Source organism: Salipiger marinus, assembly GCF_035481585.1.
GTDB classification, from domain to species: Bacteria; Pseudomonadota; Alphaproteobacteria; order Rhodobacterales; family Rhodobacteraceae; genus Salipiger; species Salipiger marinus.
Map to the genome: position 1 here is coordinate 100,969 of NZ_JAYKSL010000014.1, position 20,062 is coordinate 121,030.

Below are 20,062 nucleotides of genomic sequence, written 5' to 3' on the forward strand. Positions count from 1 at the left end.
GCCGCCCTTGCGGCGGCGCGGGACAGGCTGTGAGGGATCAGCCGTCGAAATCGACTTCTTCGATCAGGCGCAGCGCGTCGCCGCGCAGGCCGGCCAGTTCCATCAGGTTGACGTCATCGGGGGTGAAGCTGCCCCAGCTGTTGACCACGTCATCGGCTTCGGTGCCCGGCGCGATGGGGTATTCGTAATTCGCGCTGGCATAAAGCTTCTGCGCCTCGGGCGAGGTCAGGAATTCCATCATCTTCAGCGCGTTTTCGCGGTTGGGCGCCGCCTTGGTCATCGCCACGCCGGAGATGTTCACATGGGTGCCGCCCTCTTCGAATTCCGGGAACAGCACGTTGACGGCGTTGGCCCATTCCGACTGCTCGGAATCTTCCAGCATCTTGCCCATGTAATAGGTGTTGCCCAGCGAGATGTCGCATTCGCCAGACCAGATGGATTTGACCTGCGCGCGGTCATTGCCCTGCGGCTTCTGCGCGAGGTTGGACTTCAGGCCTTCCAGCCAGGTCTTGGTCTCTTCCTCGCCATGGTGGTGCAGCATCGCCGCCACCAGCGCCACGTTATAGTCATGGGTGCCGGAGCGGGTGCAGATGCGGCCTTCCCATTTCGGATCGGCCAGATCCTCGTAGGTGGTCACTTCGGAAGGATCGACGCGGTCCTTGCTGGCATAGACGATGCGTGCGCGGGTGGTCAGGCCGAACCAGTGGTTGTCGGGATCGCGATACTGCGCGGGCACGTTTTCCATCAGCACGTCGCTTTCGACGGCCTGCGTCACGCCCGCATTCACCGCCGCCGACAGGCGAGAGATGTCCACGGTGAAGATCAGGTCGGCGGGGGAGCGGTCACCCTCGGCCACCAGACGTTCTTCCAGACCCTTGTCGATATAGGCCACGTTCACGGCGATGCCGGTTTCTTCGGTGAAGGCATCGACCAGCGGCTGCAGCAGTTCCGGCTGCCGGTAGGAATAAAGATTGACCTCCTGCGCGAGGGCCGGCGAGGCGGCCGTCAGAAGGGCGAGGGCGGTTCCGAGACGCAGCATGGTGTATCCTCCGCTTGTGCTGTGCTTGGTTTCTCGGGGCCCTTAAACCCGACTATTTTTGTCACATCAATCCTTGACTGTAAAACTCAGGAACTTTTGGCGGCTTTTTCCCGAAGTTTTTCCGCGTCCCACAGGGCGTCCATCTCCTCAAGCGTGCTTTCTTCGGGTCGTTTCCCGGCATGGGAGAGTGCGGCCTCCACCGCGCCAAAGCGGCGGGTGAACTTGGCATTGGCGCCGCGCAGCGCCTCTTCGGGGTCGATGCCCATGTGCCGGGCCAGATTGGCCATCACGAACAGCAGATCGCCAAATTCCTCGCGCCGGTGGTCGGGATCGGTCGCCTCGCGCAGCTCCTGTGCCTCTTCCACGATCTTGTCGATCACCTGATCGGTGGAGGGCCAGTCGAAGCCGACCCGCGCCGCGCGCTTCTGCAGCTTGACCGCGCGCATCAGCGCGGGCAGCCCCAGCGCCACATCGTCCAGCACGCCGCCGCGCGCCTTGGCGGCCCGTTCCTGCGCCTTGATCGCCTCCCAGTCGGCGGTCTGCTGGTCGGCGGATTTGTCGCGGCTTTCCTCTCCGAACACATGCGGATGCCGGGCCACCATCTTGTCGGACATGGCGTCGGCCACCTGATCGAAGGTGAAAAGCCCGCGCTCCGCCGCCATCTGCGCATGGAACACCGACTGGAACAGCAGATCGCCCAGTTCGCCCTTCAGCTCGTCCCAGGCCTGCCGCTCGATGGCATCGGCCACCTCATAGGCTTCCTCGATCGTATAGGGGGCGATGCTGGCGAAATCCTGGTCCAGATCCCACGGGCAGCCGGTTTCGGGATCGCGCAGCCGCCGCATGATTTCCAGCAGGCGCGGCATCCCGCCATGGGGATCATGGATCAGATCGCGGGTCATGGACATCTCCGGCAAATAGGTATTGGGTCCGTTCCTGCCCGAGAGCCCTACAGGAGTCCACCCATGCCCATCGTCAACCGGATCGCCGAATTTGCGGACGACATGCGCACATGGCGCCGCCATCTGCACCAGCATCCGGAACTGAGCCTTGACTGCCACCAGACCGCCGCCTTTGTCACCGAACGGCTGCGCGAGTTCGGGGTGGACGAGATCCACGAGGGCATCGCCACCTCGGGCGTGGTCGCGATCATCCACGGGCAGGGCGACGGCCCGGTGACCGGCCTGCGCGCTGACATGGACGCGCTGCCGATGACCGAGGAAACCGGCGCGCCTTGGGCCTCGACCGTGCCGGGGCGGATGCATGCCTGCGGCCATGACGGCCATACCACCATGCTGCTGGGGGCCGCGCGCTATCTGGCCGAGACGCGGAATTTTACGGGCAGCGTCGCGCTGATCTTCCAGCCCGCCGAGGAAACCATCGGCGGCGGGCGGATCATGGTGGAAGAAGGCATCATGGACCGCTTCGGCATCTCCGAAGTCTATGCGCTGCACACTGATCCCGGCGCCGATCTGGGCGTGATCGCCACCCGGCCCGGTCCGCTGATGGCGGCGGTGGATGATTTCGAACTGCGCCTGACCGGGCGCGGCGGCCATGCCGCCCATCCCGATCAATGCGTCGATCCGATCCCCTGCGCGCTGGCCATCGGGCAGGCGCTGCTGTCGGTCCCCGCGCGCAACCTTGATCCGCTGAAATCGCTGGTGGTGTCGCTGACCACGGTGCAGGGCGGATCGGCCACCAATGTCATTCCCGAAACCGTCTATATGGCGGGCACCGTGCGCAGCTTTGACGCCGATGTGCGCGACATGGCCGAACGCCGCATGCGCGAGATCGTGGCGGGACAGGCGGCGGCCTATGGTCTGACCGCCGATCTGGATTACCAGCGCAACTATCCGCCCACCGTCAACCATGCCGACCAGACCCGCTTTGCCGCCGAAGTGGCGCGCGGCGTGGTCACCACCGTGGACGAGGACATCGCGCCCAGCATGGGGGCCGAGGATTTCTCCTATATGCTGGAGGCGCGGCCGGGCGCCTTTGTCTATCTGGGGCAAGGGGTCGGCGCGTCGGTGCATCATCCGAAATTCGACTTCAACGACGAGGCGGCCCCGCTTGGTGCCTCGTATTTCGTCAAGCTGATCGAGACGCGGCAGCCCTTGCGCGGCTGAGCCGATTGCGGGACAGAGGGGCGGCAAGCCCACGCCACGGAGGACAGACATGCCGGTCATCAATTCCATCGCCGCCGATGCGGAGCAGCTGAAGACATGGCGCCGGCATCTGCATGCCCATCCGGAACTGCTGTTCGACTGCGTGAAGACTGCCGCCTTTGTGGTTGAAAGGCTTCGGGAATTTGGCATTTCCGAAATCCACGAAGGCATCGCGCAGACCGGCGTGGTGGCGATCATCGAAGGCCGCGCGCCGGGGCGCACGATCGGGCTGCGCGCCGACATGGACGCGCTGCCGATGAACGATCTGTCGGGGGCCGAGCATGCCTCCACCGTGCCGGGCATGTCCCATGCCTGCGGTCATGACGGGCATACCGTCATGCTGCTTGGGGCGGCCAAATATCTGGCCGAGACCCGCAATTTCGCCGGGCGCGTGGCGCTGATCTTCCAGCCCGCCGAAGAAGGCGGCGCGGGCGGGCTCGCCATGGTCGAGGCGGGCATCATGGACCGCTTCGACATCGCCGAGGTTTACGGCCTGCACAATGCCCCCGGCGATCCCGAAGGCCATCTGCTGACCAATCCCGGCGCGCTTCTGGCCTCTGCCGACAGCTTCCGCATCGACATCGACGGGCAGGGCGGCCATGGCGCCGAACCGCATCGCGCCGCCGATCCGATCCCTGCCGCCGTGGCCATGGTGCAGGCGATCAACAGCATCCTTGCGCGCAATGTCAGCGCGCTCGACCGGCTGGTGATCTCTGTCACCGAAGTGCATGCGGGCACCAGCCACAACATCATTCCCGGCACCGCATGGCTGGGCGGCACGGTGCGCAGCTTCTCGCCCGAGGCGCGGGATCTGGCGGAACGCCGCATCACCGAAATCGCGCAGGCTCAGGCGCAGGTCTTTGGCTGCACCGCGCGGCTGCGATATGACCGGGGCTATCCCGCCACCATCAACCACCCCGATCAGGCGCGCTTCGCTGCCGCCGTCGCGCGGGACGTGGTGGGGGCGGATCGCGTGAACGACGCCTGCGATCCCATTATGGCTGCTGAAGATTTTGCCTATCTGCTGCAGGCGCGTCCCGGCGCCTACCTGTTTCTTGGGCAGGGGGACACGCCCAACTGCCACCACCCCGCCTATGATTTCAACGACGCCATCACCCCCGTTGGCGCCAGCTTCTTTGCGCGGCTGATCGAAACCGCGCTGCCGCTTCAGGAGTAAGCCCGATGGCACTGGAAGACGCCAAGACCCAAGTGGACCACGCCTTCACCCGCGATGACCTCAAGGGGCCGAGTTTCGAGAACGTGTTTGGCGGCGCCACCTCGTTCCTGCGCCGCAAATACACCAAGGATCTGCGCGGCGTGGACATTGCCGTGACCGGCGTGCCCTTCGATCAGGCGGTGACCAACCGCACCGGCACCCGCTTTGGCCCGCGCGCGATCCGCGAGGCGAGCGCGCTGCAGCCTTGCGACGCGCCCTATGGCTGGGGCTATGACGTGCTGTCGGAATTCGCCATCGCGGATGTGGGCGATCTGGCCTTCGACTATGCCAATGTGCCCGCCTTTCCGGCCACGCTGCAGGCCCATGCGCAGGGGATCCTCGATCAGGGGGCGGCGCTGGTGACGCTGGGGGGCGATCATTCCATCACCCTGCCGCTGTTGCGCGCCCATGCCGCCAAATACGGGCCGCTGTCGGTGATCCAGTTCGACGCCCATACCGACACCTGGGCCGATGACGATTTCGACCGCATCGACCACGGCACCTTCATGTATAAGGCGGTGAAGCAGGGGCTGGTGGATCCCGCGCGGTCGGTCCAGATCGGCATCCGCACCGACAATCCCGACACGCTGGGCTTTCACATCCTTGACGCGCGCGAGGTGCATCGCGCGGGGCCGGAGGCCATCGCGGAACGGGCGCGCGCCATCGTCGGCGATCACCCGGTCTATGTGACCTTCGACATCGACGCGCTGGATCCCGCCTTTGCCCCCGGCACCGGCACCCCGGTCTGGGGCGGGCTCAGCAGCCATCAGGCGGCGGTCTGCCTGCGGGATCTTGCGGGCATCACCATGGTCGGCGGCGATGTGGTCGAGGTGTCGCCGCCCTTTGACACCACCGGTGCCACCGCCATCATGGGCGCGCATGTGGCAACCGAACTGCTCTGCCTCTGGGGCTGGACCCGGCGGTAACAATATCGGCAACTTCCCGCGAGCGGGCCCGGGTAGGGTTTGCCCGCCGCGGGGAATCGTGGAATCAGGCAAAAGCGGCCCATGACGGGCGCGCGGGCCGCAGGAAACCGGACCCCCGCGCGCCCCCGTGCGGGCCCCGACAGACAAAAGGAGCGCGGCCTTGCGCAAACTGTTCTGGCTGATCGTGCTTGTCGTGCTGGGCGGGCTGGCGTGGATCCGGCTTGCGCCCTCGGATCCGGCGGTGTGGAATGTCGATCCGCAGGTGACTGCGGATCAGGATCTGGCGGGGGGCGTGCGCCGCCGCATTCCGGGGGGCGAGACCAGCTTTCAGGCGCTGCACCGCATCATCCTTGAAACCCCGCGCACCGAGGTGCTTGCGGGCAGCCCGGGCGAGGGCCGCGTCACCTATGTGTCGCGCTCGAAATGGATGGGTTTTCCCGATTACACCACCGTGCAGCTGGAGGAGGGCGAGCTGGAGCTTTACGCCCGCCAGCGCTTCGGCCAGTCCGACATGGGGGTGAACCGCGACCGCGTGGAAATCTGGCTTTCCGAGCTTTACCGCGAGGAGTAGGCCCAGCCCACTTGACCGCCGCGCGGCAATGGGGAATGGAAAGCCATGATCCCCAATGACAGACTCCAGCAGATCCGCGAACGGTTCGAGTTTCTCGAGGCCCGCATGGCCACGGGGGGTGGTGACATCGCCGCCCTTGGCCGCGAATATTCCGAACTGCGCCCCGTGGTCGACCAGATCGCGGAATGGCACCGCCTGCAGGCCGATCTGGCCGAGGCCGAGGCGCTGCTTGCCGATCCCGAGATGCGAGCGCTGGCCGAAGAGGAACTGCCGCGCCTGCGCGCCCGCCTGCCAGAGGCCGAACGCGCCCTGCAGCTGTCGCTGCTGCCGCGCGACGCCGCCGATGCGCGCCCCGCCATTCTCGAGATTCGCCCCGGCACCGGCGGTGAGGAGGCGGCGCTGTTTGCCGCCGATCTGGCGCGGATGTATCAGCGCTATGCCGAAGCGCAGGGCTGGCGCTGGGAGGTGATCGAGGATCAGCCGACCGAACTTGGTGGCCTGCGCGAACTGGTGGTGCGGATCGAAGGCGAGGGCGTGTTCGCCCGGCTGAAATACGAATCCGGCGTGCACCGGGTGCAGCGCGTGCCCGAAACGGAATCGGGCGGGCGCATCCACACCTCTGCCGCCACCGTGGCCGTGCTGCCCGAAGCGCAGGCGGTCGACATCGACATCGCCCCCGGCGACATCCGCATCGACACCATGCGCAGTTCCGGCGCGGGCGGGCAGCACGTCAACACCACCGATTCCGCCGTGCGCATCACGCATATCCCGTCGGGCATCGTCGTCACCTCCTCGGAGAAATCGCAGCACCGCAACCGGGAGATCGCCATGAACGTCCTGCGGGCCCGGCTCTACGACATGGAACGCCAGAAGGCCGCCGACGCGCGCGCCGGGGCGCGAAAGGCGCAGGTGGGCAGCGGCGACCGCTCCGAACGCATCCGCACCTACAATTTCCCGCAGGGGCGCATGACCGACCACCGCATCGGCCTGACGCTTTATCGGCTGGAGGCGATCCTTGGCGGCGATCTGGACGAGATCATCAGCGCGCTGACCGCCGATGCGCAGGCCAGCCTGCTGGCGGAAATGGCATGACCGGCGCCCAGCATCTGGGCGAGGCGCTGCGCCTTCTGGCCCATGCGGGGGTGCCCGATGCCGCCCGCGATGCCCGCCGCCTGCTGGCCCATGCGCTGGATCTGTCGCCCGCGCGGCTGACGCTGGCGCTGCCCGACCCGCTGCCCCCCGAAGTGGCGGAGCGGTTCCATGCGCTGGTCGCCCGCCGCGCCGCGCGCGAACCGGTGTCGCATCTGACCGGGCGGCGTGCCTTTTATGGCCGCGATTTCCATGTCACGCCGGATGTGCTGGATCCGCGCCCCGAAACCGAAACGCTGATCGGCGCGGCGCTGGGGCGGCGCTTTGCCCGGGTGCTGGATCTGGGCACCGGCTCGGGCTGCATCCTGCTGACCCTGCTGGCGGAACGGCGGCAGGCCAAGGGGCTGGGCACCGATCTGTCGGATCCGGCGCTGGCGGTGGCGCAGCGCAATGCCGCGGCACTGGGTCTGACCCCGCGCGCCCGCTTCGCGCAGGGCAGCTGGTGGGATGCGGTGGACCCCGAGGCCCGCTTCGATCTGATCGTGTCGAACCCGCCCTATATCGCGCAGGACGAACTTCCCGGTCTCGCGCCCGAGGTGCTGGACCATGAACCGCGCATGGCGCTGACCGATGATGCTGACGGGCTGTCCGCCTATCGCGTCCTTGCGGCGGGTGCGCCGCGGCATCTGGCGGCGGGCGGCGCGCTGATGGTCGAAATCGGCCCGCTGCAGGGTGATGCGGTGGCCGGACTTTTTGCCGCAGCCGGGCTCTGCGACATCGCGGTGCTGCCCGATCTGGACGGGCGCAGCCGGGTCGTCAGCGGGCGCCTGCAAGCGGTTTGACACCGGGATCCCCGGGAAATCCGGTGGAAAACCGCGCATTCGCGGCGTTTTTCCCTTGTCAGGCCCCGCCTGACATGGTTAGCAGGAGGGGTCGGCGCGGTGGATGCTTTACGGCGGTCCCGCCCGACACCAACCCGACATTGGTGTGACCACGGGCAGGAAGACAGCGCCGCATCCGGCGCAGCCCAGCGGTTACAGGGACAGTCAGATACAAGGCTGATAGCAGACAAGATGCGATCATCGAAATCCCGCTCGCGGTCGAAGAACAACCGCAACCGCAATCCGCTTGGGAATGTTGTCAACCGCGTGTTTGACAGCAGTGGTCCCGAGGGAAAGGTGCGCGGTACACCTCAGCAGATCATCGACAAGTATAACCAGCTGGCGCGCGACGCTTCTCTGGGCAATGACCGTGTCGCTGCGGAGAATTTTCAGCAGCACGCCGAACATTACATGCGGATGCTGTCCGAAGCCCAGAAAGAAGCGGATCAGCGCCGCGAACAGCAGGAACGCGAAAACCGCGACCGGCAGGCGCAGCGCGACCGCGACCGGGGCGACCGCAGCGACCGTGACCCGCAGCAGCAGGGCCGCAGCGATCAGGACGACAGCGCCGAAAACGCTGCGCCCGCCGCAGCCCCGCAGCCGCCGCGCGAGCCGGAGCAGCCGCAGCGCGCCACGCCCGGCTTTGGCGACCAGCCCGACGTGCTGGATCTGGGCGCGGATGACAGCGAAAGCGGTCTGGTGGAAACGCCCGAAGACCGCGCCGAGGTCAAGCCGGAGCCTGCCGCCGAACGCCCCGCGCCGCGCTCGCGCAGCCGTGGCGGCGCCAAGCCCGCGCCGAAACCCGCCGAAGCCGCAGAGCCTGCGGCAGAGCAGGCCGCACCCAAATCCGAGGACAAGCCGAAGCGCCCGCGCAAGCCGCGCAGCCGCAAGTCCGACACCGCGGCTGATGCCGCGCCCTCGGCCAGTTCGGCACCCGACGCGGCGGAATAACGCCGCCACCGGCTGCTGCAGACAGGAAGGCCCCGCCGCAAGGACGGGGCCTTCTGCTGTCTGCTGGCCTTGCCGGTGCGGCCGGATCAGCGCGCCAGTTCGCGGGCCAGACGGCAGAACTGCTCCAGCGACACCTGTTCGGCGCGTTCGGTGGGGGCGATGCCCGCCGCTTCCAGCCGCGCCTCGATATCGGGGGCAAGCCCCTTCAGCGCCGCGCGCAGCATCTTGCGGCGCTGGTTGAAGGCGGCGGCCACCAGCCGCTCCAGCACCGCCGCATCGGCGGGATAGCGCGGCTCGGGCAGGGCCTTCAGATGCACCACCGCCGAGGAGACCTTGGGCGGCGGGGTAAAGGCTTCGGGCGGCAGGGACAGCACGATGCGCGCCTCGCAGCGCCACTGCACCAGCAGCGCCAGCCGCCCGTAGGCCTTGGATCCGGGCTGCGCCACGATCCGCTCGGCCACCTCGCGCTGGAACATCAGGGTCAGCGTGCTCCAGACCGGCGGCCAGTCGCGCGGTGTCAGCCAGCGCACCAGCAGTTCGGTGCCGACATTATAGGGCAGGTTGGCACAGATCGCGATGGGCGGGCGCAGATGCGCCAGCGCGTCCACCTCCAGCGCATCGCCGGAAATCACCTCCAGCCGCCCGGGATAGGCGGCGGCGATCTCGGCCAGCGCAGCCAGGCAGCGGCTGTCCTTTTCCACCGCCAGCACCCGGCGCGCGCCCTCGGCCAGAAGCCCGCGGGTCAGCCCGCCGGGACCGGGCCCAACCTCCAGCACGTCCATGCCCGACAGATCCCCCGCCGCCCGCGCGATCCGCGCGGTCAGATTGAGATCCAGCAGAAAATTCTGCCCCAGCGATTTCTTGGCGCTCAGCCCGTGGCTGGCGATCACCTCGCGCAGCGGCGGCAGCCCGTCAATGGCGGCCATGGCTCACCTCGTCTCTTCTGGCAGGGCGCGCCGCCCCCGCCCCTTCATCTTGCCCGATAAACTCCGGGGGAGTCCGCCCCCGGCGGACGGGGGCAGAGCCCCCTTCTTCTCGTCTTGTCCGTCTTTGACGGACGGGGGCAGAGCCCCCTTCCTGAGATCTTGTCCGCCCCCGGCGGACGGGGGCAGAGCCCCCTTCTTCTCGTCTTGTCCGTCTTTGACGGACGGGGGCAGAGCCCCCTTCCTGAGATCTTGTCCGCCCCCGGCGGACGGGGGCAGAGCCCCCTTCGTCAAGTCCTGTCCGCCCATGTCGGACGGGGGCAGAGCCCCCAAACTCCAGACCCTTCATCCCCGACCCAAGGACAGGTCCCGCGCCATGCGCAGGGCGGCGAGGGTCGAGGCGACATTGGCCAGCCCCTTGCCGGCGATGTCAAAGGCGGTGCCGTGATCGGGAGAGGTGCGCACGAAGGGCAGGCCCAGCGTCACGTTCACCCCCTCGTCAAACCCCAGCGTCTTGACCGGGATCAGCGCCTGATCGTGATACATGCAGACCGCCACGTCATAGCGGGCGCGGGCGGCGGCGTGGAACATGGTGTCGGCGGGCAGGGGCCCGCGCAGATCCAGCCCTTCGGCGCGCAGCCGGTCCAGCACCGGGGTGATCAGCGTCCTCTCCTCTTGGCCCATGCGCCCGCCTTCGCCCGCATGCGGGTTGAGCCCGGCGACGGCGATGCGGGGCTGCGGCACGCCAAAGCCCGCCATGGCGTCATGGGTCAGCCGCAGCCGCGCCTCCAGCAGGGCGGGGGTCAGGGCGGCGGGCACGTCGGACAGCGCGATATGGATGGTGACGGGCACCACCTTCAGCGCGTCGCAGGCCAGCATCATCACCACCTCGGGCACGCCGCCCAGATGCGCCAGAAATTCGGTATGGCCGGGAAAGGCAAAGCCGCAGCCCTCGGCCAGCGCCTGTTTGGAAATGGGCAGGGTGCAGAGTGCTGCCGCCTCGCCGCTCTGGCAGGCCGCGACACCGCGTTCGATCGCGGCGACCACGCCCGCCGCCTGCGCGGACTGCGGCGTGCCGGGCACGCGGGGGCCGGGCATGTCGAGCGCCAGCACCGGCAGGCCGCGGGCCGAAGCCGCGACCGCCTCTCGCGGATGGTCCACGATCACATGCGGCACCCGTCCCGGCAGATGTCCGGGCGCGCCGATCCAGAAAAACGGCAGGCTGTCGCGCAGCGCCTCCCATGCCGCTTCGGCAAGTTCGGGGCCGATGCCCGAAGGTTCGCCGCAGCTGAGCGCGATGGGGGCCGGGCTCATCGCTCCACGATGCGCGCATCGGCGCGCAGCTGGGCCAGATAGCTGTCGGCAAGCTGGCTGAGACGCTGGTTGCGCAGCCCGTTCAGCACCTGATCGCGATCCGCGCCTTCGGCCACGGCAGAGGTGCGGTTGCACAGCATCAGGAACACCAGCGTCTGGCCATTGGCGCGGGTCAGCGCGGTGGAAACCTCGCCGGGATCGAGCTTCGACAGCTCATAGGCGACATCGGTGGGGATCTCGGCGGGGGGCAGGGTCACCCGCTCCAGCACCTCGGGCGGCTGGCCCTTGGCCGCGCCGTAAAGATCGTCGCAGCGGTCGACCTGACTGGCGAGCACGCGGGCGCGGGCCAGCGTTTCGGCAGACCGCCCGCCGGGCAGGTAATAGGCGGCATAATCCACCGACGCGACCTCTGCCGGGGTGTAGCCCGACTCCTCCAGCCCGCGCAGCTGGAACAGCGCGATGGCACCGGGGATCGGGATGGGCTGGGTCACCTCGCCGGGCGCAAGCCCGAGGATCAGCGGCTGCAGCACCGGCGGCAGTTCGGTCAGGTCCTGCCACGGCAGGCGCCCGCCTTCGCCACGGGTGGCAGTGGCGGAATATTCGCGGGCCTGCGCGGAAAATTCGGATTCCGACCGCATCTGCGCGATGCGGCTGGCGCGGGCGCGCACGGCCTCTTCCTGACCCGGCGGCATCGGCATGATGATTTCCGACAGCAGCACCCGCACGTCGGACCCGCCGCCGCTGCGCGACAGGGCGCGGTCGATCTCGGCCTCCGAGACATCGGCGCGGGCCTGAAACCGCGCGCGCACCAGTTCGCGCCATGCAAAGCCCGCCCGCACGAAATCGCGGAAGGTTTCCTCGGCCACGCCACCCTGCGCCAGCGCTGCCAGAAACTCCTCACGGCTGAGATTGGCGCGGCCCGCAAATTCGGTCATGCCGTCCAGCACCTGTTCCTCGGTGGGGTCGATCCCGGCATCAAGGGCGGCCTGCATCCGCAGCCGGTCGTCGATCAGCTGCTGGCGGGCTTCGGTCTGCGGATCGCCGGGCTGGTTCAGCACCTCGATCATGCGGGCGCGCTGGTCGATCTCGTAATTGGTGATGACCATGTCATCGACCTGGATCGCCGGGGAGAAAAGACCCTGCGCGGGCGCCATGGCGGGGGACAGGGCAAGCCCTGCAGCCAGAATCACGCTGCGGAAAAGGCGGGCGGACATCACTTGCATGTGCGTCGATACTCCTTGGCGCTTTCCGCAGTGCCGAACCCAGTCAGCGCCACGGTCAGGCCGAAATCGGTGGACGGTTCCAGGTTAGTGGAGGAGGCAAACCGGCGCGAGACCGAAAAGCCCACCTGGACGCATTCGTTGCGGTATTGCAGGCCAAGGGCTGCGCGGTCAAGCCGCTGGTCGGCAAGGTCGTAGCGCCATTCGGTGTCGCCGGTCCAGTTGGCATCGATCCGCCACGTGCCGTCCAGCGACCATTCGGCCTGCGTCTCGTCGCGGTCTTCCTCGGGATCGTTGACCAGCAGCACATAGGAGGCGCCAAAATCCAGCCGCGTGTTGGACCAGCCCCCGCGCGCCTCGGCCTTGTTGAACTCGGCGCGTTCGTCCAGAAGGCCGCGCGCCGAAATGCTGAGCCCCAGCGGATTGGTGAAGCGGCCCGCCACCAGCCAGTCGGAATCGCGCGAATCAAGCCCGGAGGAGCGGGTGAACTCGTCCTCCAGTTCGTCGCGCCAGACCCGGCCCAGCACCAGACCCGTGGTCCAGCCTGCGGGGGCTTCGTGCAGCATGCGCAGGCCAGCGGCCAGCGTGCGCCCGTGCTCGCGCCGGTCGGGAGAGGAAAAGCGCTGCAGCGACAGCAGGTTGCCTTCGTCGAATTCCGGGCGGGTGCTTTCGTCATTGGGAATGTCGGGACGGCTGCCGCCGACCCAGCCGAACTGCAGCAGCGGCTCCAGCAGGGTGCGGCCCTCGGCGGCCTGCCGGACCAGCGGCCAGCGCAGATCCAGTGCCACGCCGGGGGTGGCGCGGGTCACGTCGCTTTCGGCGGAGGAATCCTGCCGGATGGCGAAGCGGTCCACCCAAAGCTCGGTCAGCACGCCCGCGCGCAGGCCGCCGGGCAGGGTCCAGCGCCGCCGCCAGCTGGCCTCGGCGGTCAGCCGCGCCACGTCGCGCCCCAGTTCGTCCTCCTCGGACTGCCGGTAATGGCCGTGCAGATCGGTGCCCAGCCGGAATTCGCCGCCAAGCCGGGCGGGAAAGAAGCGCCGCTCATAGCCCAGATCCAGAATCCATGACGGCAGCAGCGCGTCCTGTTCGCTTGCGCGCAGCGACTGGTAATGCGTGAGCCCGGTGCGGAACAGGTCGCGCGACCGCGCCCGGCTGAGGGTCACGCTGCTGTCAAGCCGTTCAAGCGAGGCATAGTCGTAATCGTTGAGATAGGCCTCGTCGGTCACCGCCTTGAGATCGAAGTCCAGATCGAACCCGCTCCGCAGCGCAAAGCCGCCTTCGGCAAAGACATAGCCGCGCAGTTCGTCATCCAGCAGCGTGTCGCGGGTCAGCGCGCCGTTCACCTCCAGATCGCCATTGGCGAAGGCGCGACGGTAGCGCGCTTCCAGCGTCTTGGTCACCGGCGAGACATAGGGGGTCAGCGTCACGTCCTGATGCGGGCCAAGCGGGATGAAATAGGGCAGCTTCACCCCGAAGCCCAGCAGGGTGGAACTGCGCACGCTGGGGATCAGGAAGCCGCGCGCGCGGTTCAGGGTGGGATCGGGCAGGCGCAGGCTGGGCACCCAGAACACCGGCACGTCCAGCACGCGCAGCTGCGCGCCTTCGAAATAAAGCTGGCGGGCTTCCTCGTCATGCACGACGCGTTGTGCCCGGATCTGCCACAGCGGCACCTCGTTCGGGCCGCAGACCTGACAGGAGGTGACGGCGACGCGCGACAGCTGGGTGAAACGGTCGGCCTCGCGGCGCGCCTCCACCGCGGCCAGCTGCAGCTGTTCGTCCATGATCATGCGGGCGCCCTGCAGGATGCCGTTGCGCAGGCCCTCGTCGAGTTCGGCGCTGTCGGCCAGCAGCAGGTTGCCGCTGGCATCGGTCAGCCGCAGCGGGCCTTCGATCTGCAGCGTGTCGGCCTTCTGGTCATAGGTGATGCGGCGGGCGGTCAGGCGGGTGCCGTCCTGCAGCGCCTCGACATTGCCGGTGGCGACAAGGCGGCTGCCATCTTCGACAAACACCTGATCCGCGACCAGCAGGGCGGCGCTGGACTGCGTTTCGGCGGTGGCCTGCGCGTGCAGCAGCGCGGGGCACGGTAGCGTCAGCGGCAGGCCAAGGGCCAGTGCTGCGGCAAGCGCACGGGTGCGGGGGGTCATCCTTCCTCCATCTGCAGCACCAGCCCCAACGCCAGCAGCAGCGAAGCGACGGGGGGAATCCATGCGGCAACGATCGGGTTCAGCTGCCCGTTCTCGCCGAGGATCTGCGCAAAATTCCTGATGTAATAAAGCCCGAAGCCCAGCAGGATCGACGACAGCACCGCAACGCCGGTGCGGCCCAGACGGCTGGGGCGCATGGTGAAGCCCGCCGCCACCAGCACCATGGCGACCAGAAACACCGGCTGCGCCAGTTCCATCTGCAGCCAGACCACATGGCGGCGCGCGGAAAAGCCCGCCTCCTCCAGCCCGCGGATGAAGCGGGGCAGTTCCCAGACCGGAATGGCAGAAGGCTCGCCGAAGCGGTCGCGGATGCCGTCCTGCGTCAGCGTCGAGGGCAGGCGCAGTTCGTCATAGCTTTCGGAGCCGGTTTCGGGGTTAAGGCCTGCGGTCAGCGGCCATTGCTTGGCCTTGGTCAGCAGCCAGTCGCCCCCCGAAAGCCGCGCCTCCTCGGCCTCGATGCGGCGTTCGGGCCCGCCCTCGGCGGTGTAATCCACGAAGGTCACGTCATAAAGCACGGAGGCATCGGGATTGGTGCGCGCGGCGCGGATCACGATCTGGCCTTCGGGGCCGCCCTGCCGCAGCCACAGGCCTTCGGGGCCGATGGACAGCACCGAGCCGCTGTCATTGCGCCATGCCTCGTCCAGATCGGCGGCGCGCTTGGAGGTGGCGGCGACGATGGGGTTCAGCATGGCCACCGCAAGCAGCGCCAGCGCCAGCGCCACGCCGACCGGGCCCATCAGCGCCGCCAGACCGGACCGGCCCGCCGCGCGGCTGACCACCAGTTCCGAACTGCGCGCCAGCGAAATGCACAGCGCCACCGTGGCAAGGATCATCACCAGCGGCAGGATGGTATAAAGCCCCTCCGGCAGCTTCAGCAGGGTGATCTGCACCACCTGCCCGAAGCTCACCGTCTCGTCGAAGCGGCGCAGCTGTTCGACCAGATCGACCAGACCCAGAAACAGCGCGAAAACGGTGAAGATGCTGAGGAAGAACTTCAGGAAGCGCCGGGCGAAATAGAAATGCAGGATCATGCCGTCTGCTCCTGCGGCTGCGGGATCCGGCGCGGGCGGCGCGGACTGGCGGCGCGCCAGAGCAGCCCCGCCGTGATGGACATGCCCAGCAGGCTTGGCACATAGATCAGCGGCCAGAGCGCGGCGCGGTCACGCACCGGATCGGCCACGGCGCTTTCCACGATCTTGAGCAGCACCAGCAGGAAGATGGCGCCGACGATCTGCTTGGTCACGCCGAAGCGCGAAAACCCGCCGGTCATCAGCGCCGCATAGCCGATCAGCGCCGCCACCACGCAAAGAAGCGGCTGTTCAAAGCGCATATGCGCTTCTTCAAGGATCTCGCCGGGGCTGTCATTGACCTCTTCGGCCACGGCCTCGGTGCGGGTCAGCAGCTCCCATGTGGAGATCTGGCGGGCGCGGCGGCCCGGACGGTCATCGGCGGTGATCATGCCGGAAATGTCATAGGTCAGATCATCGAAATTGGTGGTGGAGAGGGTCTGCGTTGCCTCCTGCAGCGTCTGCGCCATGCCCGACACCATGGCGAGCCGCGTGGTGTCGCCGTCGCGCAGCAGATAGGCGGCGCGGGCGGTATAGGTCACGGTGCGCTCCGGGCTGCGGCGGTCGGACAGGAACACGTCCTGCAGTTCGCCCTCGGGGGTGATGTCGCGGATGTAGAAGGTGACGCCGGAGACGGGATGCAGGAAGGTGCCTTCGTGCAGCAGCCGCGCCGAGACCGAGCCCGAGATCTCTGCCTCGCGCTCGCGCAGCTGCGCCACCGAGGCGGGGACCAGCCCATGGGTCAGGATCGCCATCATGGTGCCGATGATCAGCCCGAAGGCCAGCACGGGCCGCGCCAGCCGCCACGGCGAATAGCCCGCCGCCTGCACCACGGTCAGTTCCGAGTCGTTGGAGGCGCGGTTGGTGACATAGACCGAGGCGGCGAAGCCCGCCATCGGCAGCACGATCGCCACCACCGCCGGCAGGCTGAGGGCGGTGAATTCCAGAAAGATGCCCCCCGAATGGCCGTCGGCGATCAGCCGCCCGAACAGGGTCACCGCGCGGTTGACCCAGTAGACCAGCACCAGAACCAGAGCGGAAAACCCGAACAGGACCATGAGCTGCGACAGCATGTATCTGTCGAATCTCTGCACGCCGTGATGTCCCCCGTTCGCTGCTTCCCGCGACCTTAATGCGTCGCGTCGCGGGGGAAAAGGTATGTCTGGCCAAGAGCCGGGCGGCACACTACCACTAGGGGCAATGAGACGCCTGAAAGGGAGAGGTGGCATGACCAGACTGCGCAGCATCGCGTTCGACCCGGTGGATCTGGATCCGCTGGCCACGGTGGCGGGCCATGTGGCGGTATTTGTGGGGGCGGACGGGAAGCTGGGGCGTGCGGCAAGGCGGCTGGACCGGCTGACGCGCGGCGCCCTGACGCGGGCCACCACGGCGGAAAGCTGGGCCAAGAAACCCGAGGGCGAGGGCGTGACGCTGGCTTGGCCTGCGGGCATGGCGGCCGAGGCGCTGCACCTGATCCGGCTGGAGCGCAGGCCCGGCCTGACCGAGGCGCGCCGCGCCGGGGCGTCGCTGGCGCGCATGGCAGGGGCCAAGCCGCTGGTGGTGCTGGCGGAAAATCTGGCGCGCGTGCCGCAGGTGGCGCTGGGTCTGGCGCTGCGCGGCTATGCCTTCACCGATCATAAAAGCGAGCGCGGCGAGCCGCTGGGGGCGGCAAGCTTCCAGTGCGCCAAGCCCGAAGAGGTGGCCGCCGCCGCCGCGCCGGTGCTGGCCGTGGCCGAAGGCGTGACCTTCACCCGCGATCTGGTGAACGAGCCCGCCAACGTGCTGACCACCACCGAATTCGCCACCCGGCTGGAGGCGCTGCGTGATCTGGGGGTCGAGGTCGAGGTGCTGGACGAGCCGCAGATGCGCGATCTGGGCATGAACGCGCTGCTGGCCGTGGGCGAAGGTTCGGCCTCGCCGTCGAAGCTGGTGGTGATGCGCTGGCGCGGCGCCGAGGACGCGCCGCTGGCGCTGGTCGGCAAGGGCGTGGTCTTTGACACGGGCGGGATTTCGCTGAAGCCCGGCGCGGGCATGGAAGACATGACCATGGACATGGGCGGCGCGGGTGTCGTCGCGGGCGTGATGAAGGCGCTGGCGCTGCGCAAGGCCAGCGCGCATGTGGTGGGGCTGGTCGGGCTGGTGGAAAACATGCCCTCCGGCACCGCGATGCGCCCCGGTGACGTGGTGCGGTCGATGAAGGGCGACACGATCGAGATCCTCAACACCGATGCCGAAGGCCGGCTCGTGCTCTGCGACGTGCTCTGGTATGCGCAGGAGGTGATCAAGCCCGCCGCGATGGTCGATCTGGCCACCCTGACCGGCGCCTGCATCGTGGCGCTGGGATACGAGAACGCCGCCGTCTATTCCAACGAGGACACGTTCTGCGGCCAGTTCCTGCGCACCGCCCAGACCGAGGGCGAGGGCGCGTGGCGGATGCCGCTGGCGCAGGCCTATGACGACATGCTGAAATCGCCCATCGCGGACATGAAGAACATCGGCGGCAGGCCCGGCGGGTCGATCACCGCCGCGCAGTTCCTCAAGCGCTTCGTCAAGGACGACGTGCCGTGGATCCATCTGGACATCGCCGGGGTCGCCTCGCTCAAGACCGACTCGCTGCTGGCGCCCAAGGGGGCGACGGGCTGGGGGGTGCTGACGCTGGACCGGCTGGTGCGCGCCCGGTTCGAGACGCGGCCCGAGGCCGAGACCGACGCGGAGGGCTGAGCCATGGGGGTGGCGATGTTCTACCACCTGACGCAGCGCCCGCTGGAGGCGACGCTGCCCATGCTGCTGGACCGCGCGCTGGCGGCGGGCTGGCGGGTGGTGGTGCGCGGCACCGATCCGGCGCGGCTGGACTGGCTGGATGAAAAGCTGTGGCTGGGGCCGGAGGACGGGTTCCTGCCGCATGGCCGCGCGGGTGGGCCGCATGACGCGCTGCAGCCCGTGCTGCTGACCGAACGGGGCGATCTGCCCAACGATCCCGCCTGCCTGATGGCGGTGGACGGCGCCGCCGTCTCCGCCGAGGAGGCGGGGCGGATGGAACGGACCTGCATCCTGTTCGACGGCAACGACACGCAGGCCCTGCAGGCGGCGCGCGGGCTTTGGCGCAGCCTGACCGCGGCAGGCTGCGCCGCGCAATACTGGTCCGAAGAGTCGGGCAGCTGGAAGAAAAAGGCGGAAAGCTGAGCGGGTCAGCCCCGTTCCAGCACCATCCGCCCGCCGGAGATTTCCAGCCGGTCGAAGCGCTGCAGATAGCTCATGCCCAGAAGCGACTGGCCCATCTCGCCGCCATTGACGAAGGCGCGGACGCCGCGATCCTCGAACGGCCCGAGCCCCACGCTGTCAAGCCGGACGGGGGCGGTCATCACCGCGCCATTGGCGGTCATCGCCTGCCCGTGAAAGATCAGATCCTCGGGGTGAAGGCCCGCGCGGCTTGCATCCTCGCGCGTCAGCACCATGCCTGTGGCACCGGTATCGACCACGAAGCGCACCGGCACTGCGTTGATGTCGAGCGTCACATAGTAATGGCCATCGGGGGCGCGGGGCAGTTCGACCCGTCCGGCCTCGGCAAAGACCGCCTGCTGCGGCATCACCGTGTGACGGATGTCTTCCCAGAGCCCGATCGCCGCCAGCACCGCGACAAAGATCAGCCCCCATGCCGCCAGCTGCTGCAGGCTTTTTGCCAGCTGGCCGCGATGCTGGACGAACATCCAGATCACCAGCACCGCCAGCAGCAGGCCCAGATAGCCCAGCCGTCCCAGATCAAAGCCTGACATCCGCGTTCCCCCGTCCTGCGTCCCGTCTGATGTAGGCGCGGAGCGGGGCTTCTGCCAGTCTCAGCCGAAGGCGGCCACGTCGCGCAGCCCGTCCAGCACGAACTGCACCGACAGCGCGGCCAGCAGCATGCCCAGCAGGCGGGTGACCACCACGATGCCGGTATGCCCCAGCGCCCGTTCCAGAAATCCCGCCGCCAGAAACAGGGCCAGCACCAGCGCCAGCACCACCAGCAGCACGCCCATCACCGCCAGCGCCCCCGGCAGCGAGCCGGTCTGCCCCACCAGCAGGATCATCGAGGCGATGGCCCCGGGACCGGCGATCAGCGGAATGGCCAGCGGAAACACCGATGGATCGGGCTGCGGTTCCGGCGTCGCCTTGTCCTCGCGCCGCCGGGTGCGGCGTTCGAACAGCATGTCGAGCGCGGTCAGGAACAGCAGGATGCCGCCCGCGATGCGGAAGGCGGGCATGGAGATGCCGATGAAACCCAGCACCGCCTCGCCAAAAAACGCGAACAGCGTCAGCACCAGCAGCGCGATCACGCAGGCCCGCACCGCCACCGCCCGACGATGCGCCGCATCGGCACCGGGCGTCAGCGCGATGAACACGGGCGTCAGCCCGATCGGGTCGATCACCACAAAAAGCGTGGCAAAGGCGCTGATGAGAAAGGCCGGATCCATGCCCAACCCTAGCCCTGCGGCAGAGCGCTTGTCCATCGCGGCTTG

The 20,062-nt window shown here is 68.2% G+C and carries 19 protein-coding genes; 9 read left to right on the forward strand and 10 right to left on the reverse strand.

Annotated features, from left to right (window positions below; all coding sequences use genetic code 11):
• Positions 1-37 precede the first annotated feature (37 nt).
• Together VK682_RS17875 and mazG are read right to left on the reverse strand one after the other, a co-directional pair.
• Positions 38-1,039: a Fe(3+) ABC transporter substrate-binding protein gene (locus VK682_RS17875; protein ID WP_230797862.1), complete on the reverse strand. Its 1,002-nt coding sequence runs from the start codon at positions 1,037-1,039 to the stop codon at positions 38-40.
• An 86-nt stretch (positions 1,040-1,125) separates the two neighbouring features.
• Positions 1,126-1,941 carry a nucleoside triphosphate pyrophosphohydrolase gene (gene mazG, locus VK682_RS17880; protein WP_324782299.1) on the reverse strand — a complete coding sequence of 272 codons (816 nt, stop codon included), beginning with the start codon at positions 1,939-1,941 and terminating at the stop codon, positions 1,126-1,128.
• 63 nt (positions 1,942-2,004) lie between these two features.
• Between mazG and VK682_RS17885 the strand changes: the two genes are divergently transcribed.
• The 7 genes from VK682_RS17885 (at position 2,005) to VK682_RS17915 (ending at position 8,838) form a co-directional block, all read left to right on the forward strand.
• On the forward strand, positions 2,005-3,165 hold the full coding sequence (locus VK682_RS17885) for a M20 aminoacylase family protein (RefSeq protein WP_324782301.1): 1,161 nt from the start codon (positions 2,005-2,007) through the stop codon (positions 3,163-3,165).
• Positions 3,166-3,214: 49 nt separating this feature from the next.
• Positions 3,215-4,381, forward strand: a complete 1,167-nt coding sequence (locus tag VK682_RS17890; RefSeq protein ID WP_230797865.1) for a M20 aminoacylase family protein — start codon at positions 3,215-3,217, stop codon at positions 4,379-4,381.
• Between the two features lie 5 nt (positions 4,382-4,386).
• Complete coding sequence (speB, locus tag VK682_RS17895; protein WP_089851069.1) at positions 4,387-5,346, forward strand: agmatinase; 960 nt, start codon at positions 4,387-4,389, stop codon at positions 5,344-5,346.
• 160 nt (positions 5,347-5,506) lie between these two features.
• The gene (locus tag VK682_RS17900) at positions 5,507-5,917 is read left to right on the forward strand and encodes a DUF1499 domain-containing protein (RefSeq protein ID WP_089851071.1); all 411 of its coding nucleotides are present in this window, start codon (positions 5,507-5,509) and stop codon (positions 5,915-5,917) included.
• 45 nt (positions 5,918-5,962) lie between these two features.
• Complete coding sequence (prfA, locus tag VK682_RS17905) at positions 5,963-7,009, forward strand: peptide chain release factor 1 (RefSeq protein WP_089851073.1); 1,047 nt, start codon at positions 5,963-5,965, stop codon at positions 7,007-7,009.
• Positions 7,006-7,848 carry a peptide chain release factor N(5)-glutamine methyltransferase gene (gene prmC / locus VK682_RS17910; protein WP_324782302.1) on the forward strand — a complete coding sequence of 281 codons (843 nt, stop codon included), beginning with the start codon at positions 7,006-7,008 and terminating at the stop codon, positions 7,846-7,848. The genes prfA and prmC overlap by 4 nt, the downstream gene beginning before the upstream one ends.
• Positions 7,849-8,079: 231 nt before the next feature.
• Positions 8,080-8,838: a DUF4167 domain-containing protein gene (locus tag VK682_RS17915; RefSeq protein WP_230797869.1), complete on the forward strand. Its 759-nt coding sequence runs from the start codon at positions 8,080-8,082 to the stop codon at positions 8,836-8,838.
• Between the two features lie 86 nt (positions 8,839-8,924).
• Here the strand turns inward: VK682_RS17915 and rsmA are convergent, their stop codons facing one another.
• From rsmA to lptF, 6 genes are all read right to left on the reverse strand, one after another.
• Positions 8,925-9,764: a 16S rRNA (adenine(1518)-N(6)/adenine(1519)-N(6))-dimethyltransferase RsmA gene (gene rsmA / locus VK682_RS17920; RefSeq protein WP_230797870.1), complete on the reverse strand. Its 840-nt coding sequence runs from the start codon at positions 9,762-9,764 to the stop codon at positions 8,925-8,927.
• A gap of 342 nt (positions 9,765-10,106) precedes the next feature.
• Entirely contained in the window at positions 10,107-11,075 is a 969-nt protein-coding gene (gene pdxA, locus VK682_RS17925; RefSeq protein ID WP_230797871.1) for a 4-hydroxythreonine-4-phosphate dehydrogenase PdxA, read from the reverse strand.
• Complete coding sequence (locus VK682_RS17930) at positions 11,072-12,298, reverse strand: peptidylprolyl isomerase (RefSeq protein WP_230797872.1); 1,227 nt, start codon at positions 12,296-12,298, stop codon at positions 11,072-11,074. The genes pdxA and VK682_RS17930 overlap by 4 nt, the downstream gene beginning before the upstream one ends.
• Positions 12,289-14,439 carry an LPS-assembly protein LptD gene (locus VK682_RS17935; RefSeq protein WP_324782303.1) on the reverse strand — a complete coding sequence of 717 codons (2,151 nt, stop codon included), beginning with the start codon at positions 14,437-14,439 and terminating at the stop codon, positions 12,289-12,291. The genes VK682_RS17930 and VK682_RS17935 overlap by 10 nt, the downstream gene beginning before the upstream one ends.
• Positions 14,436-15,530 (reverse strand): LPS export ABC transporter permease LptG, encoded by a 1,095-nt coding sequence (lptG, locus tag VK682_RS17940; RefSeq protein ID WP_089851091.1) that lies wholly within the window; start codon positions 15,528-15,530, stop codon positions 14,436-14,438. Before lptG ends, VK682_RS17935 begins: the two co-directional genes overlap by 4 nt.
• Positions 15,527-16,639 (reverse strand): LPS export ABC transporter permease LptF, encoded by a 1,113-nt coding sequence (gene lptF / locus VK682_RS17945; RefSeq protein ID WP_324782310.1) that lies wholly within the window; start codon positions 16,637-16,639, stop codon positions 15,527-15,529. The genes lptG and lptF overlap by 4 nt, the downstream gene beginning before the upstream one ends.
• Before the next feature lie 154 nt (positions 16,640-16,793).
• On the opposite strand from lptF, the gene VK682_RS17950 reads away from it, so the two are divergent.
• Both VK682_RS17950 and VK682_RS17955 read left to right on the forward strand, forming a co-directional pair.
• Complete coding sequence (locus VK682_RS17950; protein ID WP_324782304.1) at positions 16,794-18,287, forward strand: leucyl aminopeptidase; 1,494 nt, start codon at positions 16,794-16,796, stop codon at positions 18,285-18,287.
• 3 nt (positions 18,288-18,290) lie between these two features.
• Positions 18,291-18,749 (forward strand): DNA polymerase III subunit chi, encoded by a 459-nt coding sequence (locus VK682_RS17955; RefSeq protein ID WP_089851098.1) that lies wholly within the window; start codon positions 18,291-18,293, stop codon positions 18,747-18,749.
• A 5-nt stretch (positions 18,750-18,754) separates the two neighbouring features.
• Here the strand turns inward: VK682_RS17955 and VK682_RS17960 are convergent, their stop codons facing one another.
• Both VK682_RS17960 and VK682_RS17965 read right to left on the reverse strand, forming a co-directional pair.
• Entirely contained in the window at positions 18,755-19,339 is a 585-nt protein-coding gene (locus tag VK682_RS17960) for a retropepsin-like aspartic protease family protein (RefSeq protein WP_089851100.1), read from the reverse strand.
• Between the two features lie 60 nt (positions 19,340-19,399).
• Positions 19,400-20,017, reverse strand: a complete 618-nt coding sequence (locus VK682_RS17965) for a MarC family protein (protein WP_230797875.1) — start codon at positions 20,015-20,017, stop codon at positions 19,400-19,402.
• Positions 20,018-20,062 lie beyond the last annotated feature (45 nt).

Excerpts from the sequence above, each read along its gene's own strand:
- lptG (WP_089851091.1), bottom strand. The coding sequence starts at position 15,530 with ATGATCCTGCATTTCTATTTCGCCCGGCGCTTCCTGAAGTTCTTCCTC.
- VK682_RS17935 (WP_324782303.1), bottom strand. The coding sequence starts at position 14,439 with ATGACCCCCCGCACCCGTGCGCTTGCCGCAGCACTGGCCCTTGGCCTG.
- VK682_RS17955 (WP_089851098.1), top strand. The coding sequence starts at position 18,291 with ATGGGGGTGGCGATGTTCTACCACCTGACGCAGCGCCCGCTGGAGGCG.
- mazG (WP_324782299.1), bottom strand. The coding sequence starts at position 1,941 with ATGACCCGCGATCTGATCCATGATCCCCATGGCGGGATGCCGCGCCTG.
- VK682_RS17960 (WP_089851100.1), bottom strand. The coding sequence starts at position 19,339 with ATGTCAGGCTTTGATCTGGGACGGCTGGGCTATCTGGGCCTGCTGCTG.
- speB (WP_089851069.1), top strand. The coding sequence starts at position 4,387 with ATGGCACTGGAAGACGCCAAGACCCAAGTGGACCACGCCTTCACCCGC.
- VK682_RS17915 (WP_230797869.1), top strand. The coding sequence starts at position 8,080 with ATGCGATCATCGAAATCCCGCTCGCGGTCGAAGAACAACCGCAACCGC.
- lptF (WP_324782310.1), bottom strand. The coding sequence starts at position 16,639 with ATGCTGTCGCAGCTCATGGTCCTGTTCGGGTTTTCCGCTCTGGTTCTG.
- prmC (WP_324782302.1), top strand. The coding sequence starts at position 7,006 with ATGACCGGCGCCCAGCATCTGGGCGAGGCGCTGCGCCTTCTGGCCCAT.
- VK682_RS17965 (WP_230797875.1), bottom strand. The coding sequence starts at position 20,017 with ATGGATCCGGCCTTTCTCATCAGCGCCTTTGCCACGCTTTTTGTGGTG.
- VK682_RS17890 (WP_230797865.1), top strand. The coding sequence starts at position 3,215 with ATGCCGGTCATCAATTCCATCGCCGCCGATGCGGAGCAGCTGAAGACA.
- VK682_RS17930 (WP_230797872.1), bottom strand. The coding sequence starts at position 12,298 with ATGCAAGTGATGTCCGCCCGCCTTTTCCGCAGCGTGATTCTGGCTGCA.
- pdxA (WP_230797871.1), bottom strand. The coding sequence starts at position 11,075 with ATGAGCCCGGCCCCCATCGCGCTCAGCTGCGGCGAACCTTCGGGCATC.
- rsmA (WP_230797870.1), bottom strand. The coding sequence starts at position 9,764 with ATGGCCGCCATTGACGGGCTGCCGCCGCTGCGCGAGGTGATCGCCAGC.
- VK682_RS17875 (WP_230797862.1), bottom strand. The coding sequence starts at position 1,039 with ATGCTGCGTCTCGGAACCGCCCTCGCCCTTCTGACGGCCGCCTCGCCG.
- prfA (WP_089851073.1), top strand. The coding sequence starts at position 5,963 with ATGATCCCCAATGACAGACTCCAGCAGATCCGCGAACGGTTCGAGTTT.
- VK682_RS17885 (WP_324782301.1), top strand. The coding sequence starts at position 2,005 with ATGCCCATCGTCAACCGGATCGCCGAATTTGCGGACGACATGCGCACA.
- VK682_RS17950 (WP_324782304.1), top strand. The coding sequence starts at position 16,794 with ATGACCAGACTGCGCAGCATCGCGTTCGACCCGGTGGATCTGGATCCG.